Source organism: Alistipes sp. Marseille-P2263 (genome assembly GCF_018101075.1).
GTDB lineage: Bacteria > Bacteroidota > Bacteroidia > Bacteroidales > Rikenellaceae > Alistipes > Alistipes dispar.
In genome coordinates this window covers 246,488-260,873 of sequence record NZ_JAGQEJ010000004.1, presented here as the reverse complement: position 1 = coordinate 260,873, position 14,386 = coordinate 246,488, and the positions used below count along the sequence as shown (strand labels likewise).

14 protein-coding genes are annotated in these 14,386 nt (G+C 64.8%); 1 reads left to right on the top strand and 13 read right to left on the bottom strand.

The genetic code is table 11. The annotated features are described in order from the left end of the window. Nucleotides 1–2: 2 nt before the first annotated feature. From KB554_RS06970 to trkA, 12 genes are all read right to left on the bottom strand, one after another. On the bottom strand, nt 3–968 hold the full coding sequence (locus tag KB554_RS06970; RefSeq protein WP_211035343.1) for an RnfABCDGE type electron transport complex subunit D: 966 nt from the start codon (nt 966–968) through the stop codon (nt 3–5). Nucleotides 969–991: 23 nt separating this feature from the next. Then, nucleotides 992–2,335 carry an electron transport complex subunit RsxC gene (gene rsxC, locus KB554_RS06965; protein ID WP_211035341.1) on the bottom strand — a complete coding sequence of 448 codons (1,344 nt, stop codon included), beginning with the start codon at nt 2,333–2,335 and terminating at the stop codon, nt 992–994. A 16-nt stretch (nt 2,336–2,351) separates the two neighbouring features. Continuing rightward, entirely contained in the window at nt 2,352–3,350 is a 999-nt protein-coding gene (locus tag KB554_RS06960; protein WP_211035339.1) for an RnfABCDGE type electron transport complex subunit B, read from the bottom strand. Continuing rightward, on the bottom strand, nt 3,351–3,770 hold the full coding sequence (locus tag KB554_RS06955) for a SoxR reducing system RseC family protein (RefSeq protein ID WP_211035338.1): 420 nt from the start codon (nt 3,768–3,770) through the stop codon (nt 3,351–3,353). Nucleotides 3,771–3,774: 4 nt separating this feature from the next. After that, entirely contained in the window at nt 3,775–5,355 is a 1,581-nt protein-coding gene (locus tag KB554_RS06950) for an NAD+ synthase (protein WP_211035337.1), read from the bottom strand. 246 nt (nt 5,356–5,601) lie between these two features. Beyond that, nucleotides 5,602–6,363, bottom strand: a complete 762-nt coding sequence (locus KB554_RS06945) for a C4-type zinc ribbon domain-containing protein (RefSeq protein WP_141427776.1) — start codon at nt 6,361–6,363, stop codon at nt 5,602–5,604. 22 nt (nt 6,364–6,385) lie between these two features. Continuing rightward, a complete protein-coding gene (locus KB554_RS06940; RefSeq protein ID WP_141427777.1) occupies nt 6,386–7,168 on the bottom strand; it encodes a Nif3-like dinuclear metal center hexameric protein in 783 nt (260 codons plus the stop codon). 85 nt (nt 7,169–7,253) lie between these two features. Then, nucleotides 7,254–7,967: a MerR family transcriptional regulator gene (locus tag KB554_RS06935; RefSeq protein WP_211035336.1), complete on the bottom strand. Its 714-nt coding sequence runs from the start codon at nt 7,965–7,967 to the stop codon at nt 7,254–7,256. Between the two features lie 5 nt (nt 7,968–7,972). Next, on the bottom strand, nt 7,973–9,487 hold the full coding sequence (locus KB554_RS06930) for an RsmB/NOP family class I SAM-dependent RNA methyltransferase (RefSeq protein WP_211035335.1): 1,515 nt from the start codon (nt 9,485–9,487) through the stop codon (nt 7,973–7,975). A 1-nt stretch (nt 9,488) separates the two neighbouring features. Continuing rightward, the gene (locus tag KB554_RS06925) at nt 9,489–10,106 is read right to left on the bottom strand and encodes a deoxynucleoside kinase (RefSeq protein ID WP_141427780.1); all 618 of its coding nucleotides are present in this window, start codon (nt 10,104–10,106) and stop codon (nt 9,489–9,491) included. Nucleotides 10,107–10,119: 13 nt separating this feature from the next. After that, on the bottom strand, nt 10,120–11,604 hold the full coding sequence (locus KB554_RS06920; RefSeq protein ID WP_211035334.1) for a GH3 auxin-responsive promoter family protein: 1,485 nt from the start codon (nt 11,602–11,604) through the stop codon (nt 10,120–10,122). 2 nt (nt 11,605–11,606) lie between these two features. Further along, nucleotides 11,607–12,947, bottom strand: coding sequence for a Trk system potassium transporter TrkA (trkA, locus tag KB554_RS06915; RefSeq protein WP_141427782.1), 1,341 nt, complete (start codon nt 12,945–12,947; stop codon nt 11,607–11,609). Nucleotides 12,948–13,103: 156 nt separating this feature from the next. Here trkA and KB554_RS06910 point away from each other — a divergent pair, with 156 nt between their 5' ends. Next, nucleotides 13,104–13,361, top strand: coding sequence for a hypothetical protein (locus KB554_RS06910; RefSeq protein ID WP_141427783.1), 258 nt, complete (start codon nt 13,104–13,106; stop codon nt 13,359–13,361). Between the two features lie 77 nt (nt 13,362–13,438). Here KB554_RS06910 and KB554_RS06905 read toward each other — a convergent pair whose 3' ends face one another. Continuing rightward, nucleotides 13,439–14,284 (bottom strand): inositol monophosphatase family protein, encoded by an 846-nt coding sequence (locus tag KB554_RS06905; protein WP_141427784.1) that lies wholly within the window; start codon nt 14,282–14,284, stop codon nt 13,439–13,441. Nucleotides 14,285–14,386 lie beyond the last annotated feature (102 nt).

Sequence of the window (14,386 nt, the reverse complement as noted above, 5' to 3'; positions counted from 1 at the left end):
GCTTATTTCACGCCGAAGCGCTTGGGTTTGACATATTTGTTGATAAGAGGAACGCAGGCGTTCATGATCAGGATGGCGAACGACATGCCCTCGGGATAGGCTCCCCAGAGACGGATCAGCATCGTGATGACGCCGATTCCCGCAGCGAAGATCACCCCTCCGCGGACGGTCATCGGCGAGGTCGAATAGTCCGTCGCCATGAAGACCGCACCGAGAATCGCACCGCCGGCCAGCACGTGGAACAGCGGCAGTTGCCAGAGCGCCGCGCCCGTCATCCCCTTGCCCAGCGCATAGACGAAGGCGAACACGGCCATCGTCGCCAGCACCGTCACGGGGACATGCCACCGGATCACGCGCCGCCACAGCAGGTAGGCGAATCCCGCCAGCAGCGCCAGCGCGGCCACCTCGCCCAGCGAACCGGGCATGTTGCCCAGCAGCAGCTCCTGCACGCCCACCACATCGGCCGCCGCACCGTGCTTGACGGCCGCCAGCGGCGTCGCACCCGACAGCGCGTCGAACGCCCCGTTCACGGGCATCGGGAACGAAGTCATCTGCACGGGATAGGCGATCAGGAGAAAGACACGCCCCACCAGCGCCGGATTGAAGGGATTCTTGCCCAGCCCGCCGAAGGTCATCTTGCCGATGGCGATGGCCACGAAAGCGCCGATCACCACGATCCACCAGGGAATCGAGGCCGGGAGGTTGAAGGCCAGCAGCACGCCGGTCACCGCGGCCGACCCGTTGGAGACCGTCAGCGGGCCGCGGACCAGAAAGCGCTGGATCAGGTACTCGAACGCCACGCACGCCGCCACCGAGAGGGCCACGACGCGCAGCACGTCCATGCCGAAGACCACCGTCGAAACGACCAGCGCGGGCATCAGCGCCACGATGACGTCGCGCATGATCGAGGCGGTCGATTGCGCGGACTGCACGTGCGGCGCAGGAGCTACGATAAGTTTATTAGCCATAGATTATCCGTATTTTTTCGTTATCACTTCTTGGCCGCCGCGGCGCGTGCGCGGATCAGCCCCATGACGGTCTGCTTGCCCAGACGCACCCAGTCGAGCAGAGGCAGGTAGGCCGGGCAGGTCGCCTGGCAACTGCCGCACTCGATGCACGAGGTGATCATCCGCGCCTCCAGCTCGTCCCAGCCCTTCTTCTGCGTCATCTTCGAGAGGAAGTAGGGTTCGAGGCCCATCGGGCAGGCCTCCACGCACTTGGCGCACTTGATGCACTGCGAGGGTGCGCGGCGCACGGCGTCGCGGCCCGAGAGGATCGTGATGCCCGAGCAGCCCTTCGTCACGGGCGACCCGAGATTGACCATCGCACGGCCCATCATCGGGCCGCCGTTGATCGCCTTCAGCTCGCCGTCGGGAAGTCCTCCGGCCGCCTCGACGAGCGTCATGACGGGCGTTCCCATGCGCGTCAGCAGGTTCTTCGGCTCCCTGAGCCCCTTGCCCGTGATCGTCACGACACGCTCGATGAGCGGCATGCGCTTCTGCACGGCCCGGTAAACGGCCACCGTCGTCGAGGCGTTGCACACCACGGCGCCCACGTCGATCGGCAGCGCCGGCGGAGGCGGGACCTGACGGCCCGTCACGGCCGCGATAAGCTGCTTCTCACCGCCCTGCGGATACTTCACCTGCAGGGGGACGATCTCGATGCCCCCGTATCCGGCGGACAGGCCGCGCAGATGCGCGATGGCGTCGGGCTTGTTGTTCTCGATACCGATATAGGCCTTACCGACGCCCACGGCCTTCATGAGGATCGTGACGCCGACGAGCAGCTCCTCGCCGTATTCGAGCATCGTGCGGTGATCCGACGTCAGATAGGGTTCGCACTCCACGCCGTTAATGATCACGCATTCGGCCTTCTTGCCGGGAGGAACCGAGAGTTTCACGTGCGTGGGGAACGTCGCGCCGCCCATGCCGACGATGCCGGCCTCCCTGATGCGGGCGACGATCTCCTGCACCGAAAGCGTGCATTCGCGCACGAGCGTCTCCGAGCGGTCGATGCCCTCGGCCCACTCGTCGCCCTCGCGCCGGATCGTAATCATCATCTGGCGCAGCCCCTGCCCGTTGGGCTGCAGGTCCACGGCCGTCACCGTTCCCGACACCGGAGAGTGGATATTCGCCGACATGAAGCTGCCGGCCTCGGCGATGAGCTGTCCCGTGAGCACCCGGTCGCCTTTGGCGACCCTGGCCACGGCCGGCGCCCCGATATGCTGCGCGAGGGGGATCGTCACCGTCTCGGGCAGCGGAAGACGCTCGATCGGCCTGGCGCAGCTCAGTTTGTTTTCCGACGGATGCACTCCGCCCATTGGAAATGTCTTCATATCTCAATTGCTGTTTTTACGATTCGTTGGCGGGAGCGTCCGCGGCCGGCGCACCCTGCTTTTCAGCGGCCGCCGGCGCAGGTTCCGGATCCTTCTTCCCGGCCTTCGGAGCCGCCGCAGGCTTTGCAGGCGCAGGCTCCGCCGCCTGAACAGCCGCGGCCGGCTTCGGTGCGGCGGGCGTCTTCGGCGCCTTCGGCAGCGGCTCCATGCCCACCAGGCGGATCGCTCCGGTCGGACACTCGTTCACGCACTTGCGGCACAACTTACACTTCTGCGGGTCGATGTAGGCGAGGTTGTTCTCGACGGTGATGGCCCCGAAGGCGCACACCTTCTCGCACTTGCCGCAGCCGATGCAGCCCGCCTTGCAGGCTTTCATCACCGCCGCGCCCTTCTCCTTCGACACGCACGACACATAGACCGCGCGGTTCTTGGGCCACTTCTTGCGCAGCTCGATAATCATGCGCGGGCAGGCTTTCACGCAGGCGCCGCAGGCCGTGCACTTGTCGGGATCGACCTCCGGAAGCCCCGTCTGCGGGTCGATGCGGATGGCGTCGAACGCACAAGCCGCCACGCAGTCGCCGAATCCCAGACAGCCGAACGCGCAGGCCGTCTCGCCGACGTAGAGCGACGACGCCACGGCGCACGACCGCACGCCGTCGTACCCGTTCGTGCGGGGGCGCTTCTCGCATGTGCCGCCGCAGCGGACCGTCGCCACCTCGGGCTGCTTCTCGGCCGCGGCCTTGCCCAGATACGCCGCCACGGCCTTCATGCAGTCGCTGCCGCCCACCGGGCAGAACAGCGCCGAAATGTCGTCGCGTTTCACGAGCGCATCGGCCATGCCGCGGCATCCGGCGAATCCGCAGCCGCCGCAATTCGCCCCGGGGAGCATCTTCTCCACCTCGTCGATGCGCGGGTCCTCCTCGACCCGGAATTTCCGGGCCACGAAGTAGAGCACCACGGCCGCGAGCACTCCCAACGCGCACAACGTCAGGATCGTGTAAAGTAATACTTCCATTTAGATTTTAGTTATTGTAAAATGAATTGTGTGTTCGATTCTCCGCCGGCAGAGCCACAGTACGACGTAGTAGAGCCCCACGCCGCCGAGCGCTGCGAGCGCGCTCGCCCCCTCGCTCCAGCCCAAAGCGGCATTCGCCGCGAAGAGCACGGCCAGCAGCACGGCCAGTGCACCGACATAGGCCAGGGCGACGGCACGCATCCCCGCGCTGCGGCGCACGCCGACCACGACCTGCTCACCGGCGGCGTAATGCGGAGCATCGGCCGTCTTCACGGCGACGATCTTCTCCTGCGTCTCCGCCAGACCGCACGCCTGCCGGGCCCGGCACGCTCCGCAGGCGCTCCGGGAGGTGATTCTCACGTACACCGCATCGGGCGCCGTGCGTTCCACCACCCCGCTATGTTCGATCGGGCGCACCACGGCCTCAATCTCCGTATTTGTTCGTCAGGGGCATCAGCCGTTCGTGGCCGAACGAGCAGGAGGAAAGACGCAGCACGGGCGGGAACTGGTAGCGTTTCTTCTCGTTGCGCATGATCATCGAATGGATCTTCTCCACCACTTCGGCGTCGAAGCCCGCATTGACGATCTCCTCGCGGTGCTGCCCCTCCTCGATCATGCGGAACAGAATGACGTCCACCACCTCGTAGGGAGGCAGGATGTCGCTGTCCTTCTGCCCGGGGTGCAGCTCCGACGAAGGCTCCTTGGTCAGGATGCTTTCGGGAATCGGATTGCCCATCGTGCGGTTGATATAGCGCGCCACGTCGTACATTTCGCTTTTGTAAAGGTCGCCCGTGGGGCTGAACGCCCCGGCCGTGTCGCCGTAAAGCGTGCAGAGTCCCAGCGCGTTCTCGCTCTTGTTCGAGGAGTTGAGCAGGATATGCCCCGTCTTGTTCTGCAGGGCCATGAGCAGCACGGTGCGGATACGGGTCTGGATGTTCTCCTCGGTCGAGTCGAACTCCGTGCCGCCGATCACCGGCTTGAGCGTGTTCACCACGCTGGTGTAGATCTCCGAAATGGGAATGACGTTGTAACCGATGCCCAGGTTCGCGGCCAGCCGCTTGGCATCCTCCACCGACTCGTCGGACGAAAAGGGCGAAGGCATGAGCAGCGCCCGGACATTCTCCGCCCCCAGCGCATCCACGGCGATCGAGGCCACCACGGCCGAGTCGATGCCGCCCGAAAGGCCGATCGAGGCTTTCGCGTAGCCGTTCTTGCGGAAGAAGTCGCGTACGCCGCAGCGGGCCGCCTCGTAGATCAGCCGCGTACGCTCATTATACGACGACGAGACCGCAATCGGTGCGGCCTCGGCCTTCGTATCGAAGATCTGGAAATCCTCTTCGAAACTCTTCATCATCACGACCACCTCGCCGCGGCTGTTCATCGCCCCCGAAGTGCCGTCGTAAACGATCTCCGTCGAACCGCCCACCTGATTGGCCATCACGAGGTTCTTGCCCTCGACGAAGGCCAGGTCGCGCATCATCTCGTAGCGGTAGGTCATCGTTCCCTTGCCGTAACGGCGGGCGTTGATCGAGATGATCGTCTCCACCGACTTGTCGAAATCGCGCTCGCGGCTCAGATCGTCGCCCACCACCACGGCGCACTTGTGGCCCTTGACGGTGATGTACTCGTAGCCCTTCGAAGGGACCAGAAAACCCATTTCGCGCCGCGCCGAGATGTATTTCTTGCCGATATAGCGCTGTATCCTGCCGTTTTCGAGAAGCGCGGCGGCGCTGATCGTTCCCTCGCGGGTCAGCACCGGAAGCCCCACCAGGGCCGTGATCCCGTCGCAGCGGGACGCTATCTTCTCCAGCGCCTCTTCGCACAGTTCGAGAAAGGTCGTCTTGCGCAGCAGGTCGAAGGCCGGCGTGCCGCTCACGGCCTGCTCGGCGAAAATCACCAGATCGGCGCGCCGCGCCTTCGCCTCGTCGATCGCGCCGACGATCTTCGCCGTGTTTCCGTCGATATCCCCCACCGTGTAGTTCAGCTGGGCTATGGCTATTTTCATGGCAGTAATTTAAGTCGGTAAGTTACAACTCCGCAAATTTAAAGATTATTTGCAAAAGTCGGAAAAATTTTCAATGTTAATAATATAACAGGCCGCCCCGCCGAACGCCCCCGCCGCCGGCATCTCCGAAGCGGAACGCGGCCCCCCGGCTCCGCATTCCGGCCGCACTTCGCACCGGCCGGATACGGCGGAGGCTCCCCGTCCTTTCCGGACGGAGAGCCTCCGCATGTCGCACGACACGTCTCCCTACTCCTGCTCCCCGGCGGGATCGGCGACCAGGATACGACCGCAGTACTCGCAGACGATGATTTTCTTTCCCTGGCGAATGTCCACCTGGCGCTGGGGCGGAATGCGGTTGAAGCAGCCTCCGCAGGCGTCGCGCCTGACGGTCACCACGGCCAGTCCGTTGCGGACGTTGCGGCGGATACGCTCGTAAGCCGCCAGCAGGCGCTCGTCGATCTTCTCCTTGGCGCGGGCCTCCTGCGCTTCGTATTCGGCCACCTGCGGCGCCGTCTCGGCCTCGATGCCGTCCAGCTCGGCCTTCTTGGCCTGCAGATCGGCGGCACGGCCCTCCACGAGCCCCTCGGCCTCCTCCAGCTGGAGTTTCTTGGCCTTGATGCCCGCGGCGTACTCCTTCAGGCGCTTCTCGGCCAGCTCGATCTCGAGCTCCTGGTACTCGATCTCCTTCGAAATGGCGTCGAACTCGCGGTTGTTGCGCACGTTGTTCTGCTGTTCCTTGTAGTTTCCGATCATGATCCGGGCCTGATCCACCTCGCGCTTGCGCTGTTTCGTGAGCGTGTTCAACTCCTCGATCTCGGCGTTGATGTGCTCGATGCGGGTCTTCATTCCGGCCACTTCATCCTCGAGGTCCTGCACCTCGAGAGGCAGTTCACCTTTCACCTTGTTGATCTCGTCGATCCGGCTGTCGATCTTCTGCAGTTCGTAGAGCGCCAGAATCTTCTCCTGCATCGAGTAATCAACTTCGGCAGTCTTCTTTTGTGTTGCCATATGTTGTCTTTAGAGTTTAGACTTAAACCAGATAATTCACCGGATTGCGAGAGCATTCACTCTTGCGAACCGCAAAGGTACGTAAATTTTTCGACAAAATGTCAAATAAAAGCTGAATTGCGCAATATTCGCTTTCAAAATGGCCTATATCCGCCACGGTGAGGGCCTTATCGGGCATCATGAAGTCGTTGTACTTCATGTCGGCCGTGAGGTAGAAATCGGCCCCGGCGCGGCGTGCGTCGCCGATGAGCGAGGCCCCGGCCCCGGTGCAGACGGCCACGCGGCGCACCGCGGAAGAGGCGATGTCGCTGTAACGTACGACGCTCGCCCCGAGCCGCCGCTGAATAAAGCGCATGAACTCCACGGTATCGACCGCTTCCGCGAGCTCGCCCACGACGCCGAATCCGACACCCTCCTCGGCCGCGGGCTGCAACACGCGGAGGTTCCCCACGCCCAGCATCCCGGCCAGATGCCAGCTCATGCCTCCCGGAGCGCTGTCGAGGTTGGTGTGGCAGGCGTACAGCGCGATGCCGCGGCGGATGGCCCGTTCGACGCAGCGCTGCACCGTGTCCGCCGAATTGAAGCGCTTGAGCGCATGGAAGACGATCGGATGGTGCGTCACGACCAGGTCGCATCCCAGCCGCTCGGCCTCGTCCAGCACCTCCTCGGTCACGTCCACGGCCAGCAGCGCGGCGTGCGCCTCGTCCTCCCCGCGACCCACGATAAGCCCCGCATTGTCATAGGATTCCTGCCACCGAAGCGGCGCAAAGGTTTCGATAACCGTCGTAATATCCCTGATCTTCATAATCCTGAAAAATATGTCATCCGTTTTCTCCGCTCCGCGGCTCCGAACGCCGGAACCTTCCGGAAACGGTCCGCGCCCCAGAATCTCAGAACAACGACTGCTCGTAGAAGGCGAACAGCTCCTTGTGCTCCGGCTCCTCCTTCTTGCGGCGGGGCTTGCGCACCGGACGCCGCGCGGCGCCGGGCGCTCCGTCCGCCGGGGATTCCGCTCCGGACGGAGCGCCGGCCGCTTCGTCGATCTTCACGACGGCCCGGTTCCGGCGGCGCGCCGGAGTCTCCGTATCGGGTATTCCTGCCTGCGGAGCCTCCGCGGCAGGCGTCGCCGCATCATCCGCAGATACGGCGGGCGGGGTATCGGGCGCGAGGCTCCCGGCCGCCGCGGGTCGTTCCGCGGAAACCGGTGCGGACGCGGGCGTTTCCGCCGGGGATTCGGCGCCGTAGTCGTCGCCCACCGCCACGATCTCGCCGTCGGCGGTCTTCAGGTCCTCGCGGACCTCGACGAGCAGGGCCCGAATCCGCTGCAACCGCTCCAGCAATTCGCCCGAGCGGTCCGCCGCATCGCCCGCAGGCTGGCGGCGCATCGCCCGCTTGGCCCCTTCGAGCGTCATGCCGCACTCCTTGACCAGGTGGTAGATCCGCTTCAGGTTCTCGACGTCCTGCGGCGTGAAGAGCCGGTTGCCCTTCTTGTTCCGCTTCGGCCGCAACACGCTGAACTGCGACTCCCAATGACGGATGAGCGACTGATTGACGTCGAACATTTCGGCGACCTCGCCCATCGAGTAATAGAGTTTTTCAGCCATATCTGTCAATCCTGTTTTATGATTCGCAACGAATTGGGATACAAGTTGTTCACCCGCCGCCCGATCCGCTTGGCGAAGCCCAGCGCGCGGCCGCGGGCCGCAATGAGGTTCATCCCCTCGGCCAATTCCCCGGGCGGGATGTCCTGCCGCCGCAGGTAGCGCACCGCCGTCGGCCCGTCCAGCTCCGCCACGGGCAGCGCCCCGCGGTTCAGCCCCGTGTGGAAGGCCAGCGCCGGATCGGGCTTCAGCACCCCCCGGAACACCTGTCCGAACGCCACGCCGGAATAGATCGCGGGCAGCGCTTCCGAAAGCGCCCGGACGGCGTCGGCCTGCGCCGCGAACCAGCCGTAGCAGGAGCCGGCCACCGTGCCGAAGCGCATCGCGCCGGGATCGAGCGTCCAGCGCGCCAGCTCGGCCGCAGTCGCCCGGTCGGCCGGAGCGAACACCGCACGGCGCGCCCGGGGCGTGCGCATCCGCCCCTCCGCATCGGGAGCCTTGCGGGCCACGGCGGCGAAAAATCCCTCGCCGACGGCCCGGTGGGGATAGAACCGATAGGTGCGGAACGCACCGACCCGGCCGCAGACGACGCTCCAGGCCCCGTCCACGGGCCGCTCCTCCGTCTCGGCAGCCTCGCTGCCGACGGCGGCGAGCAGCCGCTCCAGCACGCCCTCGTCCTCGTCGCGGTTGAACGTGCAGGTGCTGTACAGCAGCGTGCCGCCGGGTTTGAGCGCCCGCCACGCCTCGCGCAGAATCTCCTCCTGCCGCGCGGCGCACACGCGCACGCCGCCCTCGCTCCACTCGGCGCGGGAGGCCGGGTCCTTGCGGAACATGCCCTCGCCCGAACAGGGGGCATCTACGGCCACGACGTCGAACCACGCCTCGAAGTCGCAGACGGCGCGCGGCTCGCAGGTCGTCACCACGACGTTGCCCGTGCCCCACTTGCGGACGTTGTCCGCCAGCACGGCGGCGCGGCGGCGGTCGATCTCGTTGGCGACGACCAGCCCCTCCGGCCCCGCGAGCGAGGCGTAGAGCGTCGTCTTGCCGCCCGGAGCGGCGCAGAGGTCCAGCACACGCGCACCGCGTACCGCCGCGCCGCCGAGCAGGTGTCCGACCGCCTGCGACGACGCCTCCTGCACGTAGTAGGCCCCGGCGTGGAAGTCGCTGTCGAAGGTGAACTGCGGCCGCGAAGCGAGGTAAAGGCCCCCGGCGCACCAGGGAACCCGCCCCGCGACGTCGAGCTGCGGCAGGCCGGGCGGTGTCTCCGTCCCGGAAAACGCCGCGCTCCCGGAGGCCCCGGAAGACACGGACGCACCGGATACGGCCTGCGGTGTCCCAGCGCCCCCCGGCCCCCCGGGGAGCACTTCGGGAAACAGCTCCGGGAGCCGGTCCGTCCCCGTCTTCGCGGGATTCAGGCGTACGGAGACCGGCGGCGGCGCGTCGAGCGCCCCGCACAGGGCGCGCCCTTCGGCCGTCCCGAGGTCGCGCAACACGCGTTCGACGAATTTCGGAGGCAGTTCCATGCTATTTTCCGGCCGCTTTCAGCGCATCGAGGCGCGCGCAAATCTTATCCAGCACCGCGGGGTCCGAGACGAAGTCCTCGTGGTCCTTGTCCACGACGAGCACCTCGCCGTCGTAGTTGTGTTCGATCCAGTCGTTGTACTTGTCGTTGAGCCGCTTGAGGTACAGCTCGTCGATGTTCATCTCGTATTCGCGGCCCCGCTTGCGGATCTGCGAGGTGAGCGTCGGCACGCCCGCCTTGAGGTAGATCAGCAGGTCGGGCTTGGGAATGAGCGTCGTGACGAGCCGGAAAATGCTCATGTAGGTCTCGATGTCGCGCGTGGCCATCAGCCCCATCTCGTGAAGGTTGCTCGCGAAGATGTACGCGTCCTCGTAGATCGTGCGGTCCTGGATGATGTCGCCCTGCGAGACGTCGGAGAGCATCTCCATCGTCTGCCGGATGCGGCTTCCGAGGAAATAGATCTGCAAGTTGAACGACCAGCGGTTCATGTCCTCGTAAAAATCGCCGATATAGGGGTTGTTGCTCTCCTCGAGGTAGGACCGCGCGTCGTAACGCGCCGTGAGCATCTGGGTCAGCGTGGTCTTCCCGCTGCCGATATTTCCGGCTATGGCTATATACATAATGATCCGTGTTTTAATCCTGTTCCGTTATCCGCTCCCCGTCCAGCGCGAGCACGTCGTCCGCCACGCGGCGATCGTTCACCAGCCGCGGGACCTTGTTCTTGCCCCGCGCACGCATCCATCGCAGGAAATAGCCCCGGGGAACCGTCACGATGCGCTGCCGTTCGAGCGTCGTGCGGCGCTTGGCATCGTAGTCCGAATTGACGGCCCGCAGCGCCTCGTCAAGCGCCCCGGCGAACCGTTCGGCGCTCTCCGGCTCGCGGTCGAACTCCACGATCCACTCGTGCGCCCCCCGTTCGCGCAGCGACATGTAGCACGGCGCCACGGTGTACTCCGCGACCGCGGCTCCCGACGCGCGGCAGGCCGCGGCCAGCGCCCGGTCGGCGTTATCGGCGATCAGCTCCTCGCCGAAGACGTTGATATACTGTTTCGTCCGGCCCGCGAAGCGGATGCGGTAGGGCGTCGTCGAGGTGAACTCCACCGTGTCGCCGATCTCGTAGCGCCACAGGCCGTTGTTCGACGTGACGAGCATCGCATAGACCTTGCCGCACTCCACGTCGGCCAGCGGCACGATGCGCTCCCCGTCGCGGAACTCGAAGAACGTGCCGTAGTCGAGCATCAGCAGCATGTCGTCGCGGCCCGGGTCGTCGGCCAGCGCGAAGAAACCCTCCGAAGCGTTATAGGTCTCCATGTAGTGCATCCCCTCCGAAGGCAGCAGCTCTTCGAACATGCGGCGGTAGGGGGTGAACTCCACCCCGCCGTGGGCGAACAGCTCCAGCCGGGGCCACACTTCGAGCAGATTCTTCCGCCCGGTGAACTCCAGCACGCGGCGCATGAGCGCCAGATTCCACGACGGCACGCCCGCGAAGGCCGTGATCGGTTCGCCGACGCATTCGCGGCAGATCGCCTCGCACTTCGCGTCGAAGTCGGGAATGATCGCCGTCCCGATGCGCGGCGCGCGGAACCAGCCGCTCCAGAAGGTCGTCTCGTGGATCAGCAGCGCCGAGAGGTCCCCCACGAGGTTCCGCCCCTCGCACGCGCACGAACCGCCGAGCGTCAGGGTCTTGCCGTCGAAGACCCGCGTGCCGGGATAGGCCGCGGCGTAGAGCGTCGCCACGTCGCGCATACCCAGCGTATGATTCCACCACAACGACTCCCGCGTGACGGGGATGTACTTGCTGCGGTCGGAGGTCGTGCCCGACGAACGGGCGAACAGCCGGACGCGCCCGGGGGCCGTGACGCTGCGCACGCCCGCCATCATACGCTCGACATAGGGCTTGAAGGTCTCGTAGTCGAACGTCTCGACCTGCGACTGGAACCGCTCCACGGAGCGGATGTGCCGCAGGTCGTAGCGGTCGCCGAACTCCGTCAGGCGGCCCCGGCGCACCAGACGGCGGAGCATCCGCTCCTGCGTCTCGACGGGGTGCCGCCGGAAGCGGTCGATCGCCCGCGCACGCTGCGAGAACCACGTCTTGAGAATCGTATTGCGAAAAGACATAGTCAGTTAAAATAATACCCCACCTTCCCCACCGACGCAGGCATGGCGAAGAGCACGACCCGGTCGTAAGCCGAAATCTGCGTGTCGTCCACGGCGATGAAAACCTTGTCGCCGCGCACGATGCCGCCGATGATCGCGTCCTCGGGCAGCCCGAGGTCCTTGATCGGGGCCTTCGTGGCCGGGGAGTTGGGCTTGACGATGAACTCCAGCACCTCGGCGTCGCTGCCCGTGAGGCACTTGATCGCCTGCACGTCGGTAGACATGGTGAAACGGAAAATATTCGACGCCGTGACCAGCTTCTTGTTGATGATCGTGTCGATGCCGATCGACTCGGCCAGATTGATGTAATTGAGGTTCTCGACCTCGGCGATCACCTTCTTCACGCCCATGCGCTTGGCAAGCATCGCCGCCAGGATGTTCGTCTCGCTGCGGCCCGTCACGGCCACGAAGGCGTCCATGTTCGAAAGCCCTTCCTCCATCATCGCCTCCGTATTGCGGCCGTCCTCGTTGATGATGAGCGTCTTGTCGAGCGTCTCGGCCAGCCGGTAGGCCTTCTCGGCGTTGTAGTCCACCAGTTTGATGTTGATCTCGTCCTGCAACTCCGTGGCGATGCGGATGCCGATGCGCGAGCCGCCGAGGATCATCATGTTGCGCACGTCGATATTCGACCGACCGGAGAGCTCCATCACGTCGTGCACGGCGTCCTGCCGCGCGATGACGTAGATCACGTCGCCCTCCAGGTAGCGTTCGCCCAGACGCGGAATGATCGTCTCGCCGCCGCGCGTGATGGCCACGGTGCGGTAGCTCAGCGCCTCCTGCCCCTCGCCGAACCCCGACAGCGCCTCGCCCACGAGCGGCGAAGCCGGTTCGAGGCGGAAGACAGCCAGCGAGAGCTTGCCGCTCGAGAAATCGACGTACTCGGTGGTCGAGGTATGGCCCAGCAGGTTGATCACCTCGCGCGCCGCGACCTTCTCGGGATAGAACAGGTAGTCGATGCCCATGTCGATGAACAGCTCCTTGTTGTCCGGTTCGAGGTACTCGTTGTTGTCGATGCGGGCGATGGACTTCTTCGCCCCGAGCCGCTTGGCCAGCGTCGCCGCCACGATATTGTCCGTCTCCTCGTGATTGACGGCGATGAAAAGGTCGCACCTGCGCACCGCAGCGCGCCGCAGCACCGCGAAGGTCGTCGAGTCGCCCTCGACGGTGAGCACGTCGGCCAGACTGCCCACCTCGGCCAGCAGTTTCTGGTCGGCGTCGATAATGGTGATATCGTGGCCGTTGCCGCTCAACATCCGGGCCAGATGGCTGCCCATCTCGCCGGCTCCCGCAATTACGATCTTCATGGTCCGTGGTTCGCCGCCGGAGCCTCCCCCGCCGCACGCCGGGACACCGGCGAACGCGGAGCGGGAAACGACGGCCGCATTTTTGCAATTTAACTCACAAATATATACATTTGTCCCGGAAACCGCAAATCGCGGGAAAATTAAAAAACGAAACGTATGCCCTCCTGGTTGATCCTTCTGCTATGCGCCGTGGCGGCCGTCGGTCTGTTCGTCCTCGGCATGTCGCTGACGCTGATGATAAAAGGCCATCACATCGACTCGGAAATCTCGACCAACAAGAACATGCAGCGGCTCGGAATCAAATGCGCCGTCCAGGAGACGCGCGAGGAGGACGGCACGGCCGCCTGCTCCGACGCCTCCCCGCTGTCCGGCTGCTCGGGCAACTGCGGGGCCTGCGACATCGAGCACAAATAGCCTCCCCGGCGCCCCGCCCCGGAGGCCCGGAAAAAGGCCGTTCCGGAAAAAATCGGGCTCCGGGAACGACAGGAATCCTACAATTCGCAGTATTTCGACCGGCAGACGAACCAGGGGTTGTGCAGGTCCGCCTCGTTGTACCGCAGCTCCGCATCCCCGGGCAGCGAACGGGTCGTCCCGCCGGCCTCCGCGAGAATGAGCTCCCCGGCGGCCGTATCCCACTCGTAGGTGCGGGTCGTACGCACGTAGTAGTCCACGCTCCCCTCGGCCAGCATGCAGAATTTATAGGAACTGCCCTGCTCGACGACCTCCAGATCGGGATGCCGCGCCCGCAGGCGTTCGATATGCTCGTGCGTCTCGGATGTCTGGTGCGAACGCGAAACGGCCACCCGCAGGTGGTCGTGACGCCCCTCCCGGGGCAGCGGCAGCCGGGTCCAGCCGCAGACGATCTCGTCGTAGGTGTAGGAGGCGCCGGCATCCGGAGCGACGCCCTCCTTGAGAAAGGAGCCGGCATTCCGCCCCGCGACATACATCTTCCCGAAATAGGGCACATAGACCACCGCTCCGATGCAGACGTTGTTCTCCATCAGGGCGATATTGACCGTGAACTCGTTGTTGCCCTTGATGAACTCCACCGTCCCGTCCAGCGGGTCCACCAGCCAGTAAAGCTCCCAGTTGCAGCGCTCCTCGTAGCGCATCTCGCGCCCCTCCTCCGAAAGGATCGGAATGCGCGTCGGCCCGAGGTACTCGCGGATGGTCCGGTGAGCCAGCCGGTCGGCCACCGTGATCGGCGTGCGGTCGTCCTTGAGGCTTATGTCGTAGTCGTCGAGGTTCTTATAGACTTGCATGATCGAGGCTCCGGCTCTCACGGCCGCATTGAACAGGGGCGGCAGCAGATACATTCTCACCTTGTCGTCAATCATCGTAGCGCGTTTTTGGGAATCCGAAGTTTGCATTGCCATGGTAAAGGTAACAACAATTTATCATATAACGAAGGATGCGGCGCACATATTTTGCGCCGTTCC

What these genes read in the sequence shown, in the direction of transcription:
- KB554_RS06940 (WP_141427777.1), bottom strand. Translation starts at nt 7,168, where the DNA reads ATGAAGATCAGGGATATTACGACGGTTATCGAAACCTTTGCGCCGCTT.
- KB554_RS06920 (WP_211035334.1), bottom strand. Translation starts at nt 11,604, where the DNA reads ATGTCTTTTCGCAATACGATTCTCAAGACGTGGTTCTCGCAGCGTGCG.
- KB554_RS06960 (WP_211035339.1), bottom strand. Translation starts at nt 3,350, where the DNA reads ATGGAAGTATTACTTTACACGATCCTGACGTTGTGCGCGTTGGGAGTG.
- KB554_RS06905 (WP_141427784.1), bottom strand. Translation starts at nt 14,284, where the DNA reads ATGATTGACGACAAGGTGAGAATGTATCTGCTGCCGCCCCTGTTCAAT.
- KB554_RS06950 (WP_211035337.1), bottom strand. Translation starts at nt 5,355, where the DNA reads ATGAAAATAGCCATAGCCCAGCTGAACTACACGGTGGGGGATATCGAC.
- KB554_RS06910 (WP_141427783.1), top strand. Translation starts at nt 13,104, where the DNA reads ATGCCCTCCTGGTTGATCCTTCTGCTATGCGCCGTGGCGGCCGTCGGT.
- KB554_RS06945 (WP_141427776.1), bottom strand. Translation starts at nt 6,363, where the DNA reads ATGGCAACACAAAAGAAGACTGCCGAAGTTGATTACTCGATGCAGGAG.
- KB554_RS06925 (WP_141427780.1), bottom strand. Translation starts at nt 10,106, where the DNA reads ATGTATATAGCCATAGCCGGAAATATCGGCAGCGGGAAGACCACGCTG.
- KB554_RS06930 (WP_211035335.1), bottom strand. Translation starts at nt 9,487, where the DNA reads ATGGAACTGCCTCCGAAATTCGTCGAACGCGTGTTGCGCGACCTCGGG.
- rsxC (WP_211035341.1), bottom strand. Translation starts at nt 2,335, where the DNA reads ATGAAGACATTTCCAATGGGCGGAGTGCATCCGTCGGAAAACAAACTG.
- KB554_RS06970 (WP_211035343.1), bottom strand. Translation starts at nt 968, where the DNA reads ATGGCTAATAAACTTATCGTAGCTCCTGCGCCGCACGTGCAGTCCGCG.
- KB554_RS06935 (WP_211035336.1), bottom strand. Translation starts at nt 7,967, where the DNA reads ATGGCTGAAAAACTCTATTACTCGATGGGCGAGGTCGCCGAAATGTTC.
- trkA (WP_141427782.1), bottom strand. Translation starts at nt 12,947, where the DNA reads ATGAAGATCGTAATTGCGGGAGCCGGCGAGATGGGCAGCCATCTGGCC.